Genomic DNA, 23,140 nt, shown 5'->3' on the forward strand with positions numbered 1-23,140 from the left:
GCATCGGTGCGGATGTGGAGTGGCGCGACAGGGCGCAGCTGTTTTGCTATGGATCGGTATGAACTCAACACTGCCGCCTTCCACACCGCGCCGAGCGACGGTCGTTACCCTGTCAGCACTGGCGGGCGTCGCGCCATCGACGGTGACCCGCGCGCTCAAAGGCGACACGCGGATTTCTCAAAAGATGCGCGACCTGATCATCGGGCTTGCCAAAGAACACGGCTACATGCCGAACGTTCTGGCGCGCACGTTGTCCTCGGGTAAGAGCGGGCTGTACGGGCTTGTCCTCGGACCAGCCGAAAACCCGTTCTATACGGAACTGCTGCATGAAGCGACGCGGCAAGCGGAGAAGCTCGGCTTTCGCCTCCTGATCATTCATGCGGGCGGCGGGCCGATCGAGGATACCACCGCCCAGGCCCTGATTCAGTACCAGGTCGATGGCTGCATCATCTCGTCGGCGATCCTGTCATCGAAGGCGGCCGACATCTGCGCGCAGAACAACGTCCCGCTCGTGATGGTCAACCGCGTCGCACTTTCGCACGGATGCTTCGTCACCTGCGACAATCGTGCTGGCGGTGCTGAGATGGCGAAACTTCTGATGTTGCGAGGATGCCGTCGTTTCGGACTGATCTACACCTCCTCCACCAGTTCGACGTCTCGCGAACGCGAGGAAGGATTTGTCGCCGAACTGGAACAGGCCGGTCTGGCACTCTCGCTTCGAATCGACGGCCACTCCAACTACGACGGCGGTTTCGAGGCCGGTCGCGAGATCGCGGCGATCCCCTCGGCGGAGCGCCCGGATGCGATCTTCGCGTTGAGCGACATCATGGCCATGGGCGTCCTCGACGCACTGCGCCTGGCGTCGATCGATGTGCCCGGCGACATCCTGGTTGCAGGCTTCGATGGCGTTGCGGCGTCCTCTCGGCCGATCTACGACCTCACGACAATCCAGCAGCCCCTGCCCCTGATGATCCAGCGGGCTTTTGAACTGCTGCGGGCGCGCACGGTCGATCCGAGCCTGCCGGACGAACTGATCGCCATGCGCGGCAAGCTGATTGTTCGCGGCTCCACCGGCAGGGCATGAAAAAGGGCGCTAAAAGCGCCCTTCCTCGATCCAAAATCCGTGCAGCCTATCCCCCCGCTTTCGGAATATACATCACGATTGCGGGGAAGAAGTAGATGGCAAGCACGGCGAACAGCATGATGACGACGTATGGCAGAGCCCCGTACATCACCTCCTTCAAACTCGATTTCGCCACCGACTGGATCACGAAGAGGTTCATACCCACCGGCGGCGTAATCAGCGCGATCTCGATCATCAGCACGAAGTAGATGCCGAACCAGATTGGATCGATTCCGTGGACGCCGAGCGACGGGAGGAGAACCGGAAGGACGATCAGGATCATCGCGATCCCCTCCAGGAACAGGCCGAGCAAGAGCAACACCGCGGTGACCGCCAGCATGAACATGCCAGCCGTCTCGATATTGACGGCGATCCACTGGGAGATTTCGTAGGGAATGCGGTAAAGCATGATCGCCTTGCCGAATACGTTTGCCCCCGCAATGATCAGCAGCAGGTTCGCCGTGGTAAGACCCGCGCCGAACACCGCCCCCCGAAAATCTGCAAAAGACACGCCCCGGCGTATGCCGAACACGTAGATCAGGGTCATGACGAGGCCCACAGCTGCCGACTCCGTCGGCGTGAAGACGCCTGCATAGATCCCGACGATCATCGTCAGCGCAATGACCATGGTCGGCAGGGCGCGAAGGCTTGCAGCCATCCGACCACCCGGTTCGGATTCACCTTTTTCCGCCTTCGGTGCCGCGCCCATGAACGACTTGACGATGCAGTAGATCAGGAACAGCACGATCAAGAACAGCCCGGGCCCGACGCCGGCAAGGAACATCGAGGCGGTCGACTGCTCCGCGACCGCCGAATAGATGATCAGCGGAATGGACGGCGGGATGAGGATGCCAAGCGTTGCGCCAGCGGCGAGCGTTCCCATGACAAAGCGACGATCATAGCCGCGCTTGGTCATCTCGGGAATTGCCACGGTGCCAATCATGGCCGCAACGGCCACGGAAGAGCCCGAGATCGCGGCAAAGATGCCGCAGGAGATGATCGTTGCGATCGCGACACCGCCGCGCACGCCGCCGACCCATCGCTGCACCGCATCGAACAGGTCTTTCGCGACCCCCGCCTTCAGCAGGATATTCGACGTCAAAAGAAACACCGGCACCGCCAGCAGGATGAAATTGTTGACCGAGCCGAGGAATTCCATCGACACGCTGGCGAGCGGCACGTCCTTCATCAGGAGAAGAACGATACCCGTCGTCGAAAGCGCGATACCGACCGGTATGCCCGCAAACAGAAAGACGAAGAGCGCGACTAGTACGATAACGCTTTCCATATCAGATCTCCTCGTGCGCGAGTTCGAGCTTGCGTCGCTGCCCCGTCGCAACAAGCAGGATCAGTTCCAGCGCAGCCTGGACGAAGAAAAGAAAGAACCCGATCGCGACCGGCAGGTAGAAGAGCCAATAGGGGATGCGCAGGACACTCGCCGTAGCGCGGCCGACTGTCGCCGCGTCGATTGCGGCAACAAGCGCCTCGAAGGAGACGACGGCACAGGCGAGCGCAATGATCGCAAAGCTTATGCCTTCGAGAACGACCTTGGCGCGTTCGCCGACCGCATCGGAGAAAAGCGTGATCGAGATCAACTGCCGGCGCCCCATGCAGGCTGGAAACAGCAGGAATGTTGCCCAGACCATGCCGAGACGTGAGGTCTCCTCGACCCAGTCCGTCGGACTGTTGAAGAAGTATCGCGACGCCACTTCATAGGCGACGATGATACCGATGAAGAGGTAGATCCATGAACTGTATTCACCGATCCTCATGATGGTCGACTCGATTGTGCCGACCCATTTCTTTTCTTGCGGGGGCATGGTGCCGTTCCTCCCAGACGTTCGCGTCTGACCCTCTCAGACGCTGCGCGAATGCGCGTTTCGCCGCGACGGTGGCATTGCGCCCCGCCCTTGTTTTTGGTGTCGTGCTTTTACATTGTGCCGACTCTGTGCGAGGCGGCGCGGCTAGCCAACTGCCGCTACTGAAGCTTTTGCGCTTCGTCGAAAACAGATTTCGCAAGGTCGTTTCCGTTGTCGTAGAACGACTTTGCGACAGGTGCCGTTTCCTCTTTCCACTGGACGATTTCATCCGGCGTGAGATCGATGATCTCCATCTTCTTGGCGAGAAGCTCGCGCGTATGCTTGGTGGCATCGAAGATGCGATCCATGAGCACCGTCTCGAGTTTCGCGGCCTCCTCCTGGAAGATCGCACGAAGTTCGGTCGGCATATTTTCGAGCGCTTTTTCGCTCATCAGGGCGAAATGCGTCTCATACATGTGGTCCGTCGCGATGACGTAGCGCGAAACCTCGAAAAGGCGGCGCTCCTCGACCGACGGCCATCCCGTCAGCCCGCCATCGACGATACCGCGCTGAAGCGCCAGGAACTGTTCGCTACCGCTGGTGACGACCGGAGCGGCTCCCACGGCCTCGACGAATTCGCTGACGGTAGAGCCGAACGTTCTGATCTTCAGGTTGCGCATATCCGCAGGGACATGAACTTCCTTGTCGCGGGTGATCATCGTGATGAAGCCATAAGGGATCCAGAACATCGCGCGCGACCCGGTCTGGTTGATCCTCTTGTCGAGTATGGTCCTGATCGGGGTTCCGGGCAGCACAGCGCGATCAAGCTTTTCGCGCGTATCGAAAAAGAATGGCACGGCGAACACGTTGAGAGCGGGCACGGTGCCGGCAAGGATGGATGCAGAGGCAATGCCGATATCGATCGTGCCGTTTGCAACCGCCTCGTCCATGTGCTGGTCGCTGACGAGGGAACCCGAGTCATAGAATTCGAAGGTAATTTCGCCGTTGGTCCGCTTCGACACGTTGTCTGCGAACTCCTTGATGACGTTGGTGAGGTAGTGATTGTGCGGAACGCTGGTGGCGACGCGAAGGGCCCGCTCGGCGGCGAAACCCTGTCCCGTTCCCATCACAAGAGCTGCCAGAACGACAGCAAGTGTCTTGAGCTTCATCTTATCCCTCCCGGTCAATGCATGCATCCGGTGACTCAGCTGCGACCTCCTTATCGCCGCTGCAGATGCGCAAACGTGTGCATTAACTTTCGCAAATTTGCCCGTCCCGTCAAGTTTTTTTCTGCCGACGCCCGAAATATCCTTCTTCTCTGGTCGTGCAGGATCGTCTTCAGGCACTGCCGCGCACGATCAATTTGCCAGGCAGGATGCTGGTCGTCGTCTCGTCGAGTGGAACTGTCTTGCTGGCCTGTATCAGGCCCACGACCTCGGAGATCATGCGGGTAATCGGCTGCCGGATCGTCGTCAGACGATAGGATCTCCAACCGGCCATGGGAATGTCGTCAAATCCAACGATCGAAAGATCCTCAGGCGCGGACAGTCCAAGTTCGCGGGCAGCATCTATGGCGGCGAGCGCCATGATGTCGTTGCAGCAGAACAGCGCATCCGGACGGTTTTTTGCTGTCAGCAGTGATAGCACTGCGCCGTAGCTGCCTCGGTAGGTGAACTCCCCGTTTCCCTCGGCAAGCACGGAATGCCCGCTCTCGCGTAATGCTTCGGAAAAGCCTTCCGCCCGGTCACGGTGGGTAGACGTGTTGGAGATCCCGCCGATGAAGCCTATCCGTCGGCGCCCCCTGCCGAGCAGAAACAGTGCCGCATCACGACCGCCTGCGTGATTGTCGCACGCGACCGCATTTACGCGGACATTGCGCTGGATCCGGTTGAGCAGCACCACCCGGATGCCATGCTGCCGGCAGGCGTTGGCCATTCCAGACGTCAGGCTTGCGGAGGTCACGACAAGTGCGCTGGGGCGAGCGGCAAGGATCTGCGGCGTCAGCTGGTCCATGTCCGCCTGCGGCGGGATAGCATAGACGAGCAATTGTCTCCCGACCGCCTGCAGTGCTTTTGCGAGCGTGTCGAGAACGAGTGGATAGAACGGGTTGGCGAGATCGCCGGCAACCAACGTCACTGTACCGGCGGAGATCACCTCGGCAGTACGGCGCGCCGGACTGCTATAACCCAACTGCGCTGCGACCTGAAGGATACGCTGTCTTTTCAACGGATCGATGGACGACCCCGGCGAAAACGCGCGTGATACCGCGGCGATGGAAACGCCCGCTTCATGAGCGACCTGCTTGGCTGTCGGCTTCAAAACAGACTCCATGAAATTTTTTCACGCAATGATGAAAACTTGCATTCAGCGTGGCTAGCACATTACGCTCGATGTCAAAAGGGAGGTGAGACATGTCAATTCGCTATATGAAACAGGGCAAGGCGGCCGCCGAACGCGCCGAAGATGACGCCAAAGTCAGGACGCTTGTCGAAGCGACGCTCAAGGACATCGAAACCCGAGGCGACGCCGCAGTACGCGACCTGTCGGCGAAATTCGACAACTTCTCTCCGGCCTCGTTTAGACTGACCACGTCCGAGATCGAGGCGGCAATCAACAAGGTGTCGGCTCGCGACATGGACGACATCAGATTTGCCCAGACTCAGATCCGCAAATTCGCCGAAGCCCAAAGAGCGTCGATGACCGATATCGAAATCGAGACAATGCCGGGGGTCTTCCTCGGCCACCGCAATATTCCGGTCCAGTCGGTCGGTTGCTATGTTCCAGGCGGCAAGTACCCGATGGTCGCGTCGGCGCATATGTCTGTCCTCACGGCCTCGGTGGCGGGAGTTCCCCGCATCGCAGCAGCGGCTCCGGCCCAAAAAGGCGAACCCCACCCCGCCATCGTCGCTGCAATGCATCTCGGCGGGGCTCATGAAATTTATGTCCTCGGCGGCATTCAGGCGATCGGCGCGATGGCGCTCGGGACCGAGACCATTCGCCCCGTCGACATGCTTGTCGGCCCCGGCAACGCTTTTGTTGCGGAAGCAAAGCGCCAGCTCTACGGGCGCGTCGGAATAGATCTCTTTGCCGGCCCGACCGAAACGATGGTCATTGCGGACGAGACTGTGGACGCGGAAATGTGCGCCACAGACCTTCTGGGGCAAGCCGAACATGGCTACAATTCCCCGGCAGTTCTCGTGACCAATTCGGAGACGCTGGCGAAAGCGACGATCGCTGAAATCGATCGAATTCTCGGAATCCTGCCAACTGCCGAAACCGCTTCCGTATCCTGGCGCGAGTACGGCGAGATCATCGTCTGCGACACCTACGAGGAGATTCTCAACGTCGCCAACGACATCGCCTCCGAGCACGTGCAGGTTATGACAGACCGGGACGACTGGTTTCTCGAAAACATGCATTCCTACGGTGCGCTCTTCCTCGGCCCACGCACCAACGTTGCCAATGGCGACAAGGTCATCGGCACCAACCATACTTTGCCGACGAAAAAGGCGGGGCGTTATACCGGCGGTCTCTGGGTCGGCAAGTTTCTCAAGACGCATTCCTACCAGCGCGTCACAACGGACAAAGCGGCGGCTGAGATCGGCGCCTATTGCTCGAGGCTGAGCATGCTCGAGGGTTTCGTCGGCCATGCCGAACAGGCGAACTTACGGGTGAGACGCTACGGCAACCGCGACGTCGCCTATGGCGAAGCAGCCCAATGAGCGGCCTTTTCAATCTTGCCGGCAAGCGGGCGCTCGTCACCGGCGCCAGCCGTGGCATTGGACGCGCGGTCGCCGAAGGCCTTGCCGAGGCGGGTGCCGAAGTAACGCTTTGCGCGCGCTCGCGGACGGAGATCGAGGAGGCCTGCGCTTTGATGTCTACGCGCGGCTGGAGGGCGCGGCCGCTTGTGTGCGATGTCACCGACATTGCCGGCTTCCGCCAGCATGTCGAGGCGCAAGCGCCGTTCGATATCTTTGTCAACAATGCCGGCACCAATCGCCCCAAGCCGCTGACCGAGGTCACTGAAGACGACTACGATGCCGTCTTCGGCCTGAACACGAAGGCTGCAATTTTTGCAGTCCAGTCCGTGACGGCCGTTATGCTGAGGCACGCTAGGCGGGGCACCGTCATCAACATGTCCTCGCAGATGGGCCATGTCGGCGCGGCCAACAGGACACTCTATTGCGGCTCAAAATTTGCGATTGAGGGTTTTACCAAGGCGTTGGCGGTCGAACTTGGACCTGCCGGCATCCGCATCAATACCCTTTGCCCCACCTTTATCGAGACACCCATGACCGCCTCGTATTTCGAGGATGAGGAGTTTCGCCGCGAGACGCTGTCCAAGATCAAGCTAGGTCGCCTGGGGCAGCCGGCAGACGTCGTCGGCGCCGCCATTTTCCTTGCCTCCGACGCGTCGTCCCTGATGACCGGCTCGGCGTTGATGATCGACGGCGGCTGGACGGCGGACTAGTCCGCCACCGCCTGCTTCGCCCGGACGATCCGCATCAGCATTTCATCGCGCCAGGAGCGTCTGGCATCGAGATCCTGCTCTGCGAGCAGTTCGCGACGCTCCGCATCCGCCCGTGTCACCGCATCCGGCGCCCAGCCTCGGTCTGCCCTGCGCTGATCGGCAAATCCGGCATACATCGGCCCGAGCCGTTCGGCATAATCTGCAAGCCCCTTCGGCGCGTTGAGATCGATGGTCTCGAACGGTCCCATGAACGACCAGCGCAACCCAAGCCCGTCGCGCACCGTGCGATCGATGTCTTCGGCCGTAGCATAGCCTTCCGCAAACAGTGCAAACGCTTCGTCCAGCAGGGCGCCCTGCAACCTGTTCAGCACGAAGCCGGGAATTTCGCGCGACAGCGACACGGCTGACTGCCCCACATCCTCCATCAGGCGCCGGACACGGCTCGCTGCCTGTGGCGCAGTCCAGGGCGTCGGGACGATTTCGACCAGCGGCACGAGATGCGGAGGATTGACGGGATGCACCACCATCAACCGCTCCCGGTTGCCACACTCCTCATAGAACGCCGACCCGGGAAATCCTGAGGTGGAACTGCCGACGATGGCATGGGCGGGAAGCACCGCATCGATCGCAAGACTGACCTCGCGCTTCACATCGATCCGCTCGAACGCCGACTCCTGTACGTAGTCGCAGCCCGACACAGCCTCGCTGAGGCTCCGCGCAAAACGGATGCGCGACAGGACCAAGGACGCGTCGCCGCAAAGCCCCCCGGCGGCAAGATCGCCGACGGCCTTGTCGATCTGCGCGCCGATGACAGCCTCGGCGTTTTCGCGGGCATCATAAACGGTGACGTCCATGCCGGCCCGCGCGAAGACAATCGCCCAGCCCTGCCCCACCAGACCTGCGCCGACGATAGCAACGTTCCTGATCGCATTCATGTCCTGGATCTCCCCTTGTGAGCTGCAGTCAAAGGCAGCGCCTTCACGCTGGCTGGGTGAGCAAGCAGCAAGGCAGCCCGAGGGTCAATCGCCGATCATCCCAGTGAAAATCTTTCACGAAAGAAGGCGTCCCACCGTCGTCGTATCGGGCTTTTGGCTGTCGAGGAGGCAGGCGGTTGCTCCCGGACTGATGTCCCCACAGCAGCGCCACCGCCCGGAGTTACTTCATTCCAGAAACGAACTCTTCCGAAGGGATTTCCGCAATCTCGCTGCTAGTGCGTCCTCGACGACGAATAGCCTGTCTCGCCGTAAACAGAGAAAGCCTTGGACAGCCCACCTCATGCAGAGATGCGATGCAGGAGGACCGCTCCGACGAATTCGCTAGCGTGACGCCGAACAGCATTGAAAGCCTTCCAACCACGCGAGGAATTCGGACGGTTGTGTCAGTGCGCTGAAAGGACAGTGGCCGACATCGCGGTTTGCCTTCGCGGCGATGGTTCCCTGATGGAAAGCCAACAGAAGTTGCTCCTTATCGACTACAAGGTTTCCATCCTGTTCTTCGCGGACTGAGAAGTCATCGAAGACACTTTTGCATCGCGTAGCGAGCATGAGCCCATGCCTCCCATTGTTAAGTTGGAGGTCAAACTAGTCATCGGGCCTGAATGGTGACTGAATACCAGCTCCCGCAATTTCACACGACCAGAAGTTCCAAGAGCGCGCGACCACTGTGTTGGACGCAGTTTGTGTGGCGGTAATTTCCGATTGAAAGCCCGCCAAACGGCTTCGGGCCGCCCGTGAATGGTTGATGGGTGTTGTCCAGGCAAAGCCTGGTAGGCAGTTCGCGCATGCCAGTTAACCCAGCGGATTTGTCCGGAGAATGCCTTGCGGCAAGGCTTACTCCATAACCGCTCTTCGCACTCGTTAATTGGAGGATGCCTGAGGAAGTCGTGCCGCTGTTTCGCCATTTAACGCAGACGTAACCACCTTACTTACCCGTGCTTTAATAGCCTCTGTTTTACCATCACGTAAAATAAGAGATGACGGTTGCGGGATGAAGATACAGTTTCAGAGTCAGTGGTTTCTACGATGGTGCCTGCCGGCTCTCGTTTCTTTGGTCGTCTGTGGTCTGCTTTTACTGAGTTTGAGTTGGGCGGCTGCTACAAGCGATGAGGTGGCCGCGGCAAGGCAGCGCGATCTCATGAAACTTACGGTCGCGAAACTGACGGCTGGCATTGCGCATGACCAGGAAAGCGCAACTGTCTGGGACGACGCCGTGAGGCATGCAACCAGTGGCGACCTGAAATGGATCGAGACGAACCTCGGTTCATGGATGCACAGCTATTTTGGGCATGATGGCGCCTTGGTCCTTCGACCGGACCTCTCTGTGCAATATCTGTTTTCATCGGAGACAGACTATTCCCCTACCCCAGATGATCTCCGCAACGCCTACTTGCCGCTCGCTAAAAAGCTTCAGGCGCGTCTACTTGCCGAAGATACCGAGGGTATCAGCGAACGGACGCTTTCGATTGGCGAAGCTGATCTAAGCTATGTCGGATTTCGACCTGCAATTGTCAGCATAAAGCCAATCGTTTCAGACACCGGTGATCTGGAACAGACGCCGGGCGAGGAAATGCTGCATGTGAGCATACGCTTTCTCGACGGCGATCTTCCTCTGGCCATCGGTACCGAATATGAGTTCGCCAAACTGGAATTCACCTCTAAGCGACCTCTGGAACGGAATGTTGCGTACGTGCCCTTGGTCGCACGAGACGGACAAGTCTTCGGATACTTCCGTTGGAACCCATTCCAACCCGGACAATATGTCTTCGAAGCCACTGCCCCGGCCCTTTTTATCGCGTTTATTGCACTTTTCGCTGGGACCAGTTTTTCTGGAGGTGCAATCTGGCGCCGCTCCGAGCGGCTGGCTGCGAGCCGCGCAGAACTGAAACATCAAGCCTGCCACGATGCCCTGACCGGGCTTGCAAACCGCGCTTACTTCAACGAGCAACTCAATCGTCAACTATCGAACGGACACGCCGACGCCCTCCACTGTGTGTTGTTCGTTGATCTTGATCGCTTCAAGGCTGTCAACGATACGTTCGGTCACCCGGTTGGCGACAAGCTGATCTGCTTGGCAGCAAACCGGATGCGCGATCTCCTGCCGCAATCTCTTTTGGCGCGGGTGGGAGGCGACGAATTCACCATTCTGCTGGGAGAAAATGATGCCAGGAATGCTGAAGATCTCGCATCGAAAATTGTGCAGTCACTGCGGGCACCGTTCGAAATCGGAACGACGCATGTCGTCATTGGCGCAAGCGTCGGAGCAGCTCTAGCAACCGGCCCATGTGACCCCATCGAACTGACGCGCCAGGCTGATATCGCGCTTTATCATGCCAAAGCAGCCGGCAGGAATACCCATGCGGTGTTTGGTGAACATATGGACGAACTGCTACGCAGGCGCAGGGCGTTGGAAAGTGATCTCCGTTTTGCAGTCGAGACCAGGACCCAGCTCGAGACTTTTTATCAACCAGTCTTCAATGCGACCGACGGAAGCATTTGTTCTCTCGAAGCGCTTGCTCGGTGGAAGCACCCGACGATGGGCTACATAAGTCCCGACCAGTTCATTCCTCTGGCGGAGGACATCGGGTTGATCAACGACATCGGCGCCCTTGTGCTGGACAATGCATGCAGGACTCTTGCTGATCTTCCCGGCATCTCTATTGCGATCAACGCTTCGCCGCTTGAGCTTGGTTCTCCCGGCTACAGTCTGCGGGTTTTGACGACCCTCGCAAACATGAACGTAAGCCCCGAGAGGCTTGAGATCGAGATGACCGAAACTGCAACTGCGGATAACACGATCGACCTGAAGCGAACCATAGCCATGCTGCGAAAAGCAGGCGTCCGGTTTGCCATAGACGACTTTGGAACCGGGTATTCTTCATTCTCGCGCGTGCAGAATATCGAGGTGGATCGCATCAAAATCGATAGGTCGTTTATCGGCGAAATGCACCAAAGCGGCAGCAGGGCCGTTGTTGTTGCGATGATTGGCATGGCCAGAGCGAAAGGGCTGAAGATAACGGCTGAAGGCGTTGAGACAATCGAGCAGCGTGCCGAACTTGAACGGCTTGGATGCGACGATCTTCAGGGCTTTCTGATGTCGCGACCTCTTCCTCGCCAGGACGTTGCAGCATACGTCTCCCGGATGGCTCGAACCTGAAGGGGACAGGTTACGCTGGGGCTTTGCATTCTGATGCCATGCCCCGGCAGGAAGACCCCACGCGCAGACTTAAACGCATGCGTCCACCGCTGCGTCATCGTAACGGAACTTGCTCGGCGTCGTTTCGGACGCGCTTACGGCCATCACGCGTTTAGCAGTACCGCGCTGCTGCTGCGTTGTCATTTGAGCGTGTAGGGACTGCGCGCCAGTTCCCCCTGGCCGAAGACAACGGCATCCATTATCTGAAGATATCGGTCAACGCGCTGTCGGCGCCAAGGAAACGACCCATGTCTGATCTCAGCTTTATCTGGCCGCTGTCCGGCGGCCTTCTGATTGGCCTTTCCGCCGCGATCTACCTGCTGCTGAACGGTCGGATAGCCGGAATTTCCGGTCTGGCCGCATCTGCTGTCGGATGGACAGGCAGTGGAATCAGTCCGCTCGGGGTCGGTTTTCTGGTTGGCATACTCGGTGGAGCTGCCGCCGCCTTTACCTTGTTACGGCACGCAGAGTTCGCGATCACCGCCTCGCCTCCCGTTCTTGTGGTAGGCGGGCTCCTGGTCGGCTTCGGGACGCGGCTTGGTTCCGGCTGCACCAGCGGCCACGGTGTTTGCGGACTGGCACGCCTATCGCCCCGGTCCATCGTCGCGACGGCAACATTCATGATCGTGGCGGCAGCAACCGTCTTCATAACCCGACATTTGATGGGAGTGGCATGATGACCCAGCGCATTGTCGTCTCCATCGCCTGCGGAATTCTGTTCGGCATCGGCCTTGTCGTGTCCGACATGGTCAATCCTGCCCGTGTTCTGGCGTTCCTCGATGTGACCGGTAACTGGGATCCGTCGCTTGCTTTCGTGATGGGCGGGGCACTGATCCCGTCATCAATTGCCTATGCGATCCGGCGTCGTTGCAGGAGACCGGTCTTCGAAACCCAGTTCCATGTGCCGACGAGCCGCATGATCGACCGTCCGCTTGTCGCAGGCGCTGCACTGTTTGGTCTCGGCTGGGGCCTCGTCGGTCTATGCCCGGGTCCCGCAATCGCCTCTCTCGTTACAGGCCGCTGGGAAGCAGCACTGTTCGTCACGGCCATGCTTGCCGGTATGTTTGTCCATCGCATGGTGTCGTCCCGACAGACTGTGGCAGCGCGGTCCTGATGGGACGGAGAAGGTAACTTCCGCAACCTCGATGGCATTCGAACCACCATCCCATAAACCATTGAAGGCAGTATAAGGGTTTCTTTACTCCCGCATTGTCGAGCATAGCATTTACCAGAAGCCAGTTTAGCTTCGCCCTCTCGTCCGGCCCGCGGCGCGGCCTTCTCCCGCCCACTCCGACAACACAATCATCATGCTCCAGAGACTGACGAGATCTCAGTTAAGCAGTCATTAACCATCTTCAGACGTATATTAGAATTGCTTGAAATGCTTCGGCTTGGAAAGTAGTCGAGCGGCGGTGGTTTGTCTTTGCAGGTCCGTCTGGACCTGCGGGCTTGGGGGATACGATGAGCATGCTTTCCCGTGTTGTCCGGACGGCGATATTTGTGCCGCTCGCCTTCAGCGTTGCGTCTTGCGCGCAGACGCAGACGCGGGCGCGGACGACATCGGTCGACAGTATCGCGACCGCATCAGTCCCGAGCTCTCGGCCCGCAGTGAAGGACCGGAACACGATTTTGACCATGCAGGCGGCCGTCCGGCGGGCGGTCGACTATCAGCCATCGATCATGCAGGCGGCGGGCGAACTCAACCAGCAAGGCGCGGCGATCCGGGATGCACGCTCGGGATATTTTCCGTCGATCGGGGGCGGGATCGATGTCGGCAGGCGCAGCGCATTCGGGAACGGTTTTCAGCCGGCCGCGACAGTGACGGCGTCGCAGATGATCTACGACTTCGGGAAAGTCTCCAGTCAGGTCGCCAGTGCCACGGCGACAGAGGAAACCCGGCGCGCCGAGTTCATTGCCGTGGTCGACAACGTGATCAGGGACACCGCGCTTGCGTCCCTCGAAACCCTGAGAAACCGCAGTCTGGCGGTTGTCGCGTCCGATCAGGTGCGCGACACGAAGGAAATCCTCGAGCTCGTCAACGCGCGAACGGAACAGGGAGCCAGCACGAGATCGGACAAGCTTCAGGCCGAAGCGCGGGTGCAGATGGCCCAGACCACGGCACTGGAGATCAGGTCTCAGTCGGAGCGCTGGCAGGGCAGCATGGCGTCGCTGTTGGGTATGTCCGGGAAGATCAATTTCGGAGCGAGTATTCCCTCAGACCTCCCCAATGCCTGCTCTGCCAAAGAGCCCGATTGGGGTACGGTGCCGAGCGTCCGGGCGGCGGCATCGAAGAAGACGGCCGCCGAGGCCAACCTGCGGTTCAGCAAGGCCGATGTCCTGCCCACCCTGGCGCTTGAAGGCGGTAGCAGCATGGATCTGCTCGGAAATTCACCAGGCAGCCCGGACTATACGATCGGTCTGAAACTGACCGGCAAGCTTTACAACGGCGGCTCTTATAAGGCCCGGAGCGAAGCTGGCCAGTTCGCGGTTCAGTCCGCTGAGGCCGGCATCGCCAATGCCAGGACAGGCGCGCAGCGGAGCTGGATGGAATCGCGCACGCAGCTGTCTGGAATGCGCGCTTTGCTCACGACACTCGCCTCGCGACAGACGCTGATGCGCGAAACCCGAGATCTTTATCAGAGGCAGTTCCTCGACCTGGGAACGCGGACTCTCCTCGATGTCTTGAATGCCGATCAGGAGCTACATGCCGCACGTTTCGACGCAATCAACATCCAGTTCGATGTCCATAAGCTGAATATCGAGTGTGCCTCCGCAGCGGGGCGCTTGCGGGACATCTTCAAGCTCGAAAAGAAGCCGGGCACGGCCGCGACCGTCGTGAACGGCGGCGCATCCAGGTCGGAGACGCCAATCGAAATGGCGGTCGCGATGCCTGCGCGACAAGCACTGCCGATAGAGGCAGGACCAGCTGCCGCAGAGAATGCCGAACGCGGAGCAGACGTTGAGACCGAGCTAAGCGAGGCGCTTGCCGTTTCGCTTCAAGCCTCCAGTATCGGCGCGGACGTTAAGGACAAGGGAAACCGGTTTGAAGAGCTTGCTTTGCGCGGCGCTCTCTAGCCCGTAGGGGTCAAATTCGTTTTTGTCCGCCTTTCATAAACGCAAATACGCTGACCGGCATTAACCCTGCATCAACCGTCCGATGCGAGAATTAGTTATCGCTAATTGATAACGTTCTAAAATTGAGCAAGTCTTATCCCAGAGTTTCTTGGTAGGATTGACAGCAATCGAGACACTGCCGGACCAGCCAGTTCGGTATTCAACATTTTGCCCGGCGCAGACCTTTGACGGTCCGTGTCATCGCATCTCGCTGCCCATCCGCCAGGTCCGTTCAGTTTCGCTGTGACGCTCACGGCCTTAAGAGGATGTATCCATGGTTGCCGTTGTAACGAATATCGCAAGTGGTGAAAGCATTACCGTCGCATCGGGAAACATCTCTGTCCGTGAACCAAGTGTTATTCAGCTTGAGGTCGGCCCGAAAGACATTGCTGCGACCATCCGTCAGGGCGACGATCTCGTCATCCGCCTGCAGAACGGTGAGGCGATCCGAGTTGCCGATTTCTACGCCAGCGGCCCTGGTGAAGCATCAAGCAGGCTGGTCCTGGTGGATGAGAACGGGGTCGTCTGGGATGGCAACCACACCGTCGGAGAAGCCGATTTCTCATTCACCGAGTCGGCCGGCGGCGACCAGTTGGTGGGTGGCGCTGAAGGTGGGGGCGATGCATCCATTCTCGGCCTTGCTGCACTCGGCGCGCTTGGAGCTGGAGGAATAGCTCTCGCTTCCGGAGGCGGCGGCGGTGGCGACGACAACGATGACTCGGATGCAGACGCGGATGCCGACGCCGACGCCGATGCAGATGCCGATGCAGATGCAGATGCCGATGCAGATGCGGATGCTGACGCCGATGCAGATGCGGATGCAGACGCCGATGCGGATGCAGATGCCGACGCGGATGCTGACGCCGATGCGGATGCCGACGCGGATGCAGATGCAGACGCCGATGCCGATGCGGATGCCGACGCGGATGCGGACGCGGATGCCGATGCGGATGCCGATGCGGATGCGGACGCGGATGCGGATGCCGACGCGGACGCGGATGCTGACGCCGATGCGGATGCAGACGCGGATGCAGACGCGGATGCCGATGCAGACGCAGACGCAGACGCGGATGCCGATGCAGATGCCGATGCAGATGCCGATGCAGATGCGGATGCGGATGCGGATGCAGATGCTGATGCGGATGCGGATGCGGATGCAGACACAACCGCCTACGACAATACCGCCGTCGCGTCGATCAACCTTTCCCCCGTGGTGACCAACGTTGATATAGGTACCCAGACTTACGGCGTTGCCGTCAGCCTTGGTGGCTTGGATCTCCAGGTGCTTCCGAACGTCGAAACGATCGATTTCAACGTCGAGGAGGGCCATACGCTCGATGCACGTTTTGAACTCGACGAGGGCCTCAGTCTCGGCGTTCTGTCCGATTATCAGGTGGTCATCCAACGATTTGACGGTGTCCAGTGGACCAACGTCACAGGCACCGGCACCGGCAATGCCACACTGCTGGACCTGCAGTTGCTGGATGGTGCACCGACAGTGAGCCTGGAGGATCTTGGACCGGGCCAGTACCGCGCCTTTATCGCCTATGACGGCTTGCTGGGTGCGGGCCTCGGAAGCGAGCTGACGATCACCGGGACGGATACCGACACAACCAGTATCGGCGCCATCGCCGTAGTTGCTGCCAGCGGCAACGTGATCACCGACGCAGGTATCGGCGGCGAAATCGACGCGGTCAATCCCGGCACCATCATTCAGAGCATCAATGCCACACCGGTGACCGCTGCAGGCGCAACCATCCAGGGAGATCACGGTACACTGGTCATCGGCCAGGATGGCAGCTACACCTACACCCCGAACCCCGATGCAGCCGGCATCGGACGGGTAGACTCCTTCGAATACACGATCTTCGATCCGCAAACCCAGGCGACTTCGACTGCGGAACTGCATGTCCAGATCGACAGCGAGGGACAAAACCTCACCTTCTCGACGATTGATCCAACGGCGGATGCGAGCCTTGGAATTGTCGCCACGGACGACGCTGGGGCGGCGACCGTCGTGACCACTCACCCGGTGACGGAGGCCGTGAACGCCGACTTCCTCGATGTCTCGTTGGGACTGTTTGGGGGAAGTGAAACGGGAACGTTCACGGTGGCCGCCGGATCCGTGGCAACGGTTCAGATCGGCGCGGACACAGACCAGCTTCTGGGTCTCCTCGGGACAACGACGATCGCCGTCGAAATGCAGCAGGCTGACCTCAGTTGGACGGTCGTCGAAACCAGCACAGGTGCCAATCTGGCCGAGCTTGCCGGTTTGCTTGGCGGCTCCACAGGCCTGGAACTACAGGACCTGGACGCGGGCAACTACCGCGTTACGGTATCGCAGGATGGCGTGAACATCGGTGGCAACATCGACGTGCAGCTCGCCACGTCGACCAGTGACCTCGGAACGGTGATTTCCGATGGCGTAGTCGCGGCAGTCGGCAACGTTCTGGACGGTGATACGCTCGGCTCCAACTTCACCAACTTCCAGGTGTCCAATGGGACAGTGTTTGTCGATCCGGCCGCCGCAGGTACCGTCATCGTGGGTGATCACGGCACGCTCAAAGTCTCTGCCGATGGCAGCTATTCCTATGAGCCGAACGACACACTCGGCCTTGATGGAATGACCGACAGCTTCACCTACCGTCTCGTTCATCCCAATGGAGAGGTCGTTGAAGCAGAGTTGACGATCCTCATCGACCAGGCCGAGCCCGTCGCCGGAACGTCGATGATGATGGCGGCCGATACAGGCTCTGAAGCTTTGCAGCCGAGCATGCTGACGTCCGCGTTCGCAGACTTCGACCTCCTGGATCTCGATACCGGAAGCCACGGCCGTTTCGGCGATCTGACAGACGTCATCTCGCTGGATGGTGTGAGCACCGATCTCGGTGAGTTCATCGATCTCGGGAGCGTCAGCGCACTGCCGATCGACGTTGGCCTCCACGAACTTCTAAGCGGAGACACGGGCCTTGTCGTGGACGGTGACCTTGATATCGGCGGGCTCGCCGTGGCTGACGGTGTTGCCGACCTGCCCGAGTTTGCCGGCAACCTCGTCCCCACGATCTTGGACGATACGACCGTGGACCTGCTGGACGGTTCGGCCGCAGACAGTGTGCTGCATGGCGGCTTGCTGGGGGGAACTGTGGGCAGCCTGCTCGACGACGACGCTCTGCACCATGCCGGTACCTCAGTGATCTAGCCCTCAGTCGTGCTGCTGCCGGTTCTGCGGCAGCGGCACGACACCCGCTCGCCCGTCGTTTGCAGACTCTTGAAAGGCACGGCATTGACCCAAGCAACACCTCAGTTCGACGTCGTGCAGCAGAACCAGGCGGACGGCTGGATCGAGATGTTTGAGCAGGTTGCCCGGATTTACGGACTGGGCTTCTCGATCGAAGCGGCCCGCAAGGCTGCGGCGGCTTATTCGCTGGAAGACCAGGCGAAATACGTCCAGCGGCTCGCGCAAAAATTCGGGCTTCGTGTGAAGCTGGCTCAACCCAGTCTGGACATGATGACCAGCTGGAGGCTTCCCGTCATCGTGCAGCTCAAGGACGGGTCGGTTGCAACGGTTGTCGCCATCGATGCGCAACGCAATGGCGCAGTCGTCTTTGCTGGCGACAACGGTCTGAAAACGACGCTGGCGATCGATGTGCTGTGTGCCGAGGCAACGCTTGCGGCCATTCCCAGGCCGGCACGCTCCACACCTGACTCGAGGGTGGACACCTATATCGCCCCGCATGACGAAAGCTGGTTCAGACGGTTCGCGCTCGGTGACCTGCGCCCCTATGGCTACGTTCTGGTCGCATCCCTGATCGCCAACGCGCTGTCGCTCGCTGGCGTCATCTTTTCGATGCAGGTCTATGACCGCGTTGTCCCCGCCAACTCCATGAGCACGCTTTATGTGCTGTTTGCAGGCGTCATGCTCGCCGTGCTGTTCGACTTTGTCGTTCGCAAGATCAGAGGTTCGATCATCGATATCCTTGGCAAGCGCTGTGATCTGCGACTGTCCGATCTGATCTTCGGCCACGCGCTGCGTGTGAAAAACAGCGTCCGCCCAAGATCGACCGGAACATTCATTGCTCAGTTGCGGGATCTTGAGCAGGTCCGCGAGGTGTTCACCTCGACCACCGTTGCCGCGGTCGCGGACCTGCCGTTCTTCTTCCTGTTTCTGGTCATCTTCTGGTTCGTCGGCGGGATGCTGGTCGTCATCCCGGCGGTCGCACTCGTGCTGCTTATCCTGCCTGGAATTCTGTCACAACGAAGACTGCACCAGAGCGCCAGCGCCGCAATGCGCGAGGCATCGCTCCGCAACGCGATCCTGGTGGAGAGCATTCAGGGCATCGAAGACATCAAGATGCTGCAGGCGGAGGAGCGCTTCCAGCAGAAGTGGAATAACTACAACGCGGTCAATGCCGATGCCCAACTGAAGATGCGCGTTCTGACGTCGTCTCTGACCGGCTGGAGCCACAGCGTTCAGACGAGCGTTTACGCGTTCATCGTATTCTTCGGCGCACCGATCGTCATGGCTGGGGACATGACAACGGGTGCGCTTGTTGCCTGCTCCATTCTCGGTTCCAGGATGATGGCGCCGATGGCGCAGCTCACCCAGGTTCTCAGCCGTGTCCAGCAGGCAAAAATCGGGCTGAAGAGCCTTGACGCGATCATGCAGATGCCCGTCGACCATCCGGTCGCCGAGACACGCATATCCATCTCCGCCATTGCCGGAACCTACGAATTTCGATCGACCGCGTTCCACCACGCGGAGCCTGCCAGTAAACCCGCTCTGGTGCTGAGAAGCCTCAAGATCGCCGCTGGCGACAAGATTGCCGTACTGGGCAAGAACGGTGCAGGGAAATCAACTTTTCTGCAGGCGCTATCCGGGATGATCGAACCGAGTTCCGGCGAAGTCATGCTCGACAATACTGCGCTGAGACATATCGATCCGTCGGATCTGCGCCGTGACGTGGGGCTGCTGACCCAGAATTCCCACCTGTTCCACGGGACCCTGAGGGAGAACGTTACGCTCGGTGCCTCCAACGCCTCCCAGTCCGCAATCCTCGACGCGCTATCGATTGTCGGTGCCGACGAATTTATCCGCGCTCTGCCAAAGGGACTCGACTACCCGTTGCAGGAGGGCGGCAACGGGCTGTCCGGCGGGCAGCTGCAGGCTCTCCTCCTCGCCCGCCTGCTGGTGCGCGATCCCAATGTCGTCCTCCTCGATGAGCCGACAGCCGCGATGGACGAGGCGACGGAGCGGTTGTTCATATCGCGCTTCCAGACCTGGTCGCGCGACAAGACGGTTGTCATCGCAACCCATCGCATGCGGGTTCTGGAACTGGTCGACAGGGTGATGGTGTTCGACAAGGGTCAGCTGGTGCTCAACGAGGCAAAGGCAGATGCGATGACGACGCTGAAGGGCATCAAGCCGCTCGCCCCAGAAAAAACAGTGCCACCCAAACTGGTTCCTGTTCACAACACGTCTGGCGGGATTTGAAGACATGGCAGAGATCTCGAGCGACAAGGCTTCGGACTACGGGTGGGCTTTCGGTGACGAGGACGATGTCCAGCTGTCAAAGGCAAAGACCGTCATTCTTCTGGCCATGATCCTCCTGACAATCGCGACGGTCTGGGCTTATTTTGCCATGCTTGAAGAGGTCTCCACCGGCGCGGGTCGTGTCGTTCCGATCAGGCGCGAACAGGTCATCCAGTCGCTTGAGGGGGGCATCGTTTCGGAGCTCTTTGTTCGCGAAAACCAGATTGTAGAAACCGGTCAGCTTCTGGCGCAGCTGGATCCGACGATCACCGAATCGGATGTCGGTGAATCATCGGCCAAATACCGTGCCTCGCTTGCGGCCGCCGCACGCCTGACGGCCGAGATCAACCGGACAGCTTTGACCTTTCCGACCGAGCTGAATGCCTATCCGGATCTCATCCGTTCGGAAACCCAGCAATTCGAGGCGCGGACGACAAGCCTTGAACAGTCTCTGGAATGGATGGAACAAGCGATCGTGCTGGCCAAACGCGAGCTGGAAATGAGCGAGTCGCTTGCCAAGATCGGCGCCGCCAGCAATGTCGAGATCATCCGGCTGAAGCGGGAATTGGTCGATCTTGAAATGAAGAAGGTCGATATCGCCGCCAAGCAGAACCTCAGCGCCCGCGAGGAACTCGCCAAGGCAAATTCCGACATCACATCGCTGTCCTCGACCATCAAGGGACGGTCCGACAGCCTGCAGCGCCTGACGCATCGCTCACCGGTTCGGGGCATCGTCAAGAATATCGAGGTGTCGACGATCGGTGGCGTCGTGCCGCCAAACGGCAAGCTGATGGATATCATCCCGCTGGACGACGAGTTGCTGATAGAAGCGCGTATATCGCCACGCGATATCGCCTTCATTCACCCCGATCAGCGCGCCAGCGTCAAGATCAGCGCCTATGACTACGCCGTCTATGGCGGGCTGGAGGGACGGGTAACTGCGATTTCCCCCGATACCATGCGCGACGAGGTCGATCCCAACACGTTCTATTACCGTGTGTTCGTGCAGACCACCACAGATGCGCTGGTGACCGCGCAAGGGACGCGCCTGCCGATCGTTCCGGGCATGGTGGCAACCGTCGATGTCAACACGGGCAGCAAGAGTGTGCTGGACTACTTGATCAAACCCTTCAACAAGGCGCGCGAGGCGCTGCGCGAGCGATAGGTGACCATGCCCGCAGAAACTTTCGGCCTTGCGCGGATGGATCGCCTTCGAGACCCTGTTCGGCAGGTCATCCAACCACTCGACGCACCGCATCCGGCTTATGTGCTGTTTGTCTCGATCAGCGACGGAGACAGACGAGCGTCCGTTGCAACGGTCGGCGCCGACAGCTTTGACGCAGCCTGGCAAAAGGCTCTAATTGCCGCCCGCGACCTCCTGGACAGCCAGAGGCTCGATGGCCGTCTGTTGCGGATCGACTGGCCGGTGCGGATCGAGAAGATCACGGTCGAGACCCTTCACAAACAGCTTGGTCGCACCAAGAGAAACTACTTCCGGCTCGGACTGTCGCTCGACGACCAATTCGAAACCGCGTTCCTGGACAACGAACTGAACGCCAACGCCATGCTTTATGGTGGCAACAAGGTCGAGCACTGCGTTCTAAACGAACGAAACTTCGCGCTCTATGCGAAGACACGATTTGGAAACGCGTTCCAAACGGATTTCGCCGAGGCGAGAGCGCTCTGGGCGTTTACAACGAGCGGTTTTTTTCTCGATGAGGAAGGCCGACACTACCGTCTTTGCGGCGAAGGTGCGGGAAGCGGTCAGCGTGAAGGTCAGCCGCTTGATCGTGCCATGCTCGATCGCCTGATCGACACCTCATCCAGCTATCTTGCGTCTCAGGTCAAGCCGGACGGCGCGTTCGTCTACGGCTATCACCCGTGCTTCGACCGCGAGATCCGCACCTACAATGTCCTGCGCCATGCAAGCACGACCTATGCAATGATCGAAGCTTACGAGGTAACGAGGGATAGCAAGACGAGAGCGGCAATAGAGCGCTCGCTCGGGCATCTGACCGGTCATCTTACCCGGATCGCAAGACTGCCTGATGGGGCCGAGGCCGCCTTTCTGATCGACGTTGGTTCGGAGATAAAGCTCGGCGGCAATGCCGTCTTCCTCCTGGCGCTCGCGAAATATACAAGTGTCATGAGCGATGATCGATATCTGCCGCTGATGGATAAGCTCGCCACCGGTATCGTTCATATGCAGGACGCAAAGACCGGTGAATTCCGCCACGTCCTGCTTTACCCGGACCTTTCCACCAAGGCCGAGTTCCGCACTGTCTATTACGACGGCGAGGCCGCCTTCGCGCTGATGCGCCTTTATGCGCTCACCCGCGATATCCGCTGGATCAGCGCGGTTGAAAAAGCTTTCGAGCATTTCCTGCGCCGGAACTACATGCAATATCACGACCACTGGCTGGGTTATTGCGCCAACGAACTGACGCTGTTTCGGCCGGAGGAACGCTATTTCCGCTTCTGCGTCGAAAATGTCAGCACCTATCTCGATTTTGTCGCCAATCGCATCACCACCTTTCCGACACTGCTGGAACTGATAATGGCAACCCGGCAGGCGCTGTCGCGGATTGCTGACAACCCGGATCTTGTTCCGCTCCTCGGCGAGATCGACCTTGCAGCGTTCGAGGTAGCGCTCGAAAAACGCGCTCATTACCTGCTGAACGGTCATTTCTACCCGGAGGTGGCGATGTTCATGCGCAACCCAAAGCGGATCATGGGTTCGTTCTACATCCGCCACCACGCTTTCCGCGTCCGGATCGACGATGTGGAACACTATCTGTCCGGGCTGATCGCCTATCGCGCGTATCTGAACGAGAAAGAGACGTTCAAATCGCTGGTCTCTCGGCAAGGAGGAGCCGGGTCATAGTACGTCTCAGCAAGGATTCGGGAGAATG

The 23,140-nt window shown here is 59.5% G+C and carries 16 protein-coding genes; 11 read left to right on the top strand and 5 right to left on the bottom strand.

Annotated elements, in window-relative coordinates:
- Positions 1-58 precede the first annotated feature (58 nt).
- Positions 59-1,084: a LacI family DNA-binding transcriptional regulator gene (locus ACQY1K_RS19345; protein ID WP_430260322.1), complete on the top strand. Its 1,026-nt coding sequence runs from the start codon at positions 59-61 to the stop codon at positions 1,082-1,084.
- A gap of 46 nt (positions 1,085-1,130) precedes the next feature.
- On the opposite strand, the gene ACQY1K_RS19350 is transcribed toward ACQY1K_RS19345, so the two are convergent.
- From ACQY1K_RS19350 to ACQY1K_RS19365, 4 genes are all read right to left on the bottom strand, one after another.
- Positions 1,131-2,411 (bottom strand): TRAP transporter large permease, encoded by a 1,281-nt coding sequence (locus tag ACQY1K_RS19350; protein ID WP_430260324.1) that lies wholly within the window; start codon positions 2,409-2,411, stop codon positions 1,131-1,133.
- Between the two features lies 1 nt (position 2,412).
- The gene (locus ACQY1K_RS19355) at positions 2,413-2,943 is read right to left on the bottom strand and encodes a TRAP transporter small permease (protein WP_062459152.1); all 531 of its coding nucleotides are present in this window, start codon (positions 2,941-2,943) and stop codon (positions 2,413-2,415) included.
- A 158-nt stretch (positions 2,944-3,101) separates the two neighbouring features.
- Positions 3,102-4,091: a TRAP transporter substrate-binding protein gene (locus ACQY1K_RS19360; RefSeq protein WP_430260326.1), complete on the bottom strand. Its 990-nt coding sequence runs from the start codon at positions 4,089-4,091 to the stop codon at positions 3,102-3,104.
- 169 nt (positions 4,092-4,260) lie between these two features.
- Positions 4,261-5,253, bottom strand: coding sequence for a LacI family DNA-binding transcriptional regulator (locus ACQY1K_RS19365; protein ID WP_113111597.1), 993 nt, complete (start codon positions 5,251-5,253; stop codon positions 4,261-4,263).
- 80 nt (positions 5,254-5,333) lie between these two features.
- Here ACQY1K_RS19365 and hisD point away from each other — a divergent pair, with 80 nt between their 5' ends.
- Together hisD and ACQY1K_RS19375 are read left to right on the top strand one after the other, a co-directional pair.
- Positions 5,334-6,644 (top strand): histidinol dehydrogenase, encoded by a 1,311-nt coding sequence (hisD, locus tag ACQY1K_RS19370; protein WP_430260328.1) that lies wholly within the window; start codon positions 5,334-5,336, stop codon positions 6,642-6,644.
- Positions 6,641-7,393: an SDR family NAD(P)-dependent oxidoreductase gene (locus ACQY1K_RS19375; RefSeq protein ID WP_430260330.1), complete on the top strand. Its 753-nt coding sequence runs from the start codon at positions 6,641-6,643 to the stop codon at positions 7,391-7,393. Before hisD ends, ACQY1K_RS19375 begins: the two co-directional genes overlap by 4 nt.
- On the opposite strand, the gene ACQY1K_RS19380 is transcribed toward ACQY1K_RS19375, so the two are convergent.
- A complete protein-coding gene (locus ACQY1K_RS19380) occupies positions 7,390-8,328 on the bottom strand; it encodes a 3-hydroxyacyl-CoA dehydrogenase (RefSeq protein ID WP_092662851.1) in 939 nt (312 codons plus the stop codon). The genes ACQY1K_RS19375 and ACQY1K_RS19380 overlap by 4 nt on opposite strands.
- Before the next feature lie 1,198 nt (positions 8,329-9,526).
- Here ACQY1K_RS19380 and ACQY1K_RS19385 point away from each other — a divergent pair.
- The 8 genes from ACQY1K_RS19385 to ACQY1K_RS19420 all read left to right on the top strand — a co-directional run bounded on the left by ACQY1K_RS19385 (position 9,527) and on the right by ACQY1K_RS19420 (position 23,112).
- The gene (locus ACQY1K_RS19385; RefSeq protein WP_430260332.1) at positions 9,527-11,545 is read left to right on the top strand and encodes a bifunctional diguanylate cyclase/phosphodiesterase; all 2,019 of its coding nucleotides are present in this window, start codon (positions 9,527-9,529) and stop codon (positions 11,543-11,545) included.
- 287 nt (positions 11,546-11,832) lie between these two features.
- Positions 11,833-12,261, top strand: a complete 429-nt coding sequence (locus ACQY1K_RS19390) for a YeeE/YedE family protein (RefSeq protein WP_430260334.1) — start codon at positions 11,833-11,835, stop codon at positions 12,259-12,261.
- Positions 12,261-12,698 carry a DUF6691 family protein gene (locus ACQY1K_RS19395; protein WP_430260603.1) on the top strand — a complete coding sequence of 146 codons (438 nt, stop codon included), beginning with the start codon at positions 12,261-12,263 and terminating at the stop codon, positions 12,696-12,698. The genes ACQY1K_RS19390 and ACQY1K_RS19395 overlap by 1 nt, the downstream gene beginning before the upstream one ends.
- 347 nt (positions 12,699-13,045) lie before the next feature.
- Entirely contained in the window at positions 13,046-14,659 is a 1,614-nt protein-coding gene (locus ACQY1K_RS19400; RefSeq protein WP_430260336.1) for a TolC family protein, read from the top strand.
- 313 nt (positions 14,660-14,972) lie between these two features.
- On the top strand, positions 14,973-17,897 hold the full coding sequence (locus ACQY1K_RS19405) for a BapA/Bap/LapF family large adhesin (RefSeq protein WP_430260338.1): 2,925 nt from the start codon (positions 14,973-14,975) through the stop codon (positions 17,895-17,897).
- A gap of 84 nt (positions 17,898-17,981) precedes the next feature.
- Complete coding sequence (locus ACQY1K_RS19410; protein WP_430260340.1) at positions 17,982-20,189, top strand: type I secretion system permease/ATPase; 2,208 nt, start codon at positions 17,982-17,984, stop codon at positions 20,187-20,189.
- A 4-nt stretch (positions 20,190-20,193) separates the two neighbouring features.
- Positions 20,194-21,393: an HlyD family efflux transporter periplasmic adaptor subunit gene (locus tag ACQY1K_RS19415; protein WP_062577794.1), complete on the top strand. Its 1,200-nt coding sequence runs from the start codon at positions 20,194-20,196 to the stop codon at positions 21,391-21,393.
- A gap of 6 nt (positions 21,394-21,399) precedes the next feature.
- A complete protein-coding gene (locus tag ACQY1K_RS19420; protein WP_430260342.1) occupies positions 21,400-23,112 on the top strand; it encodes a hypothetical protein in 1,713 nt (570 codons plus the stop codon).
- Positions 23,113-23,140 lie beyond the last annotated feature (28 nt).

Origin of the sequence: Neorhizobium sp. IRS_2294, from assembly GCF_050500145.1 — a bacterium.
Classification (GTDB): domain Bacteria; phylum Pseudomonadota; class Alphaproteobacteria; order Rhizobiales; family Rhizobiaceae; genus Neorhizobium; species Neorhizobium soli.

Excerpts from the sequence above, each read along its gene's own strand:
- ACQY1K_RS19345 (WP_430260322.1), top strand. The coding sequence starts at position 59 with ATGAACTCAACACTGCCGCCTTCCACACCGCGCCGAGCGACGGTCGTT.
- ACQY1K_RS19350 (WP_430260324.1), bottom strand. The coding sequence starts at position 2,411 with ATGGAAAGCGTTATCGTACTAGTCGCGCTCTTCGTCTTTCTGTTTGCG.
- ACQY1K_RS19355 (WP_062459152.1), bottom strand. The coding sequence starts at position 2,943 with ATGCCCCCGCAAGAAAAGAAATGGGTCGGCACAATCGAGTCGACCATC.
- ACQY1K_RS19360 (WP_430260326.1), bottom strand. The coding sequence starts at position 4,091 with ATGAAGCTCAAGACACTTGCTGTCGTTCTGGCAGCTCTTGTGATGGGA.
- ACQY1K_RS19365 (WP_113111597.1), bottom strand. The coding sequence starts at position 5,253 with ATGGAGTCTGTTTTGAAGCCGACAGCCAAGCAGGTCGCTCATGAAGCG.
- hisD (WP_430260328.1), top strand. The coding sequence starts at position 5,334 with ATGTCAATTCGCTATATGAAACAGGGCAAGGCGGCCGCCGAACGCGCC.
- ACQY1K_RS19375 (WP_430260330.1), top strand. The coding sequence starts at position 6,641 with ATGAGCGGCCTTTTCAATCTTGCCGGCAAGCGGGCGCTCGTCACCGGC.
- ACQY1K_RS19380 (WP_092662851.1), bottom strand. The coding sequence starts at position 8,328 with ATGAATGCGATCAGGAACGTTGCTATCGTCGGCGCAGGTCTGGTGGGG.
- ACQY1K_RS19385 (WP_430260332.1), top strand. The coding sequence starts at position 9,527 with ATGAAACTTACGGTCGCGAAACTGACGGCTGGCATTGCGCATGACCAG.
- ACQY1K_RS19390 (WP_430260334.1), top strand. The coding sequence starts at position 11,833 with ATGTCTGATCTCAGCTTTATCTGGCCGCTGTCCGGCGGCCTTCTGATT.
- ACQY1K_RS19395 (WP_430260603.1), top strand. The coding sequence starts at position 12,261 with ATGACCCAGCGCATTGTCGTCTCCATCGCCTGCGGAATTCTGTTCGGC.
- ACQY1K_RS19400 (WP_430260336.1), top strand. The coding sequence starts at position 13,046 with ATGAGCATGCTTTCCCGTGTTGTCCGGACGGCGATATTTGTGCCGCTC.
- ACQY1K_RS19405 (WP_430260338.1), top strand. The coding sequence starts at position 14,973 with ATGGTTGCCGTTGTAACGAATATCGCAAGTGGTGAAAGCATTACCGTC.
- ACQY1K_RS19415 (WP_062577794.1), top strand. The coding sequence starts at position 20,194 with ATGGCAGAGATCTCGAGCGACAAGGCTTCGGACTACGGGTGGGCTTTC.
- ACQY1K_RS19420 (WP_430260342.1), top strand. The coding sequence starts at position 21,400 with ATGCCCGCAGAAACTTTCGGCCTTGCGCGGATGGATCGCCTTCGAGAC.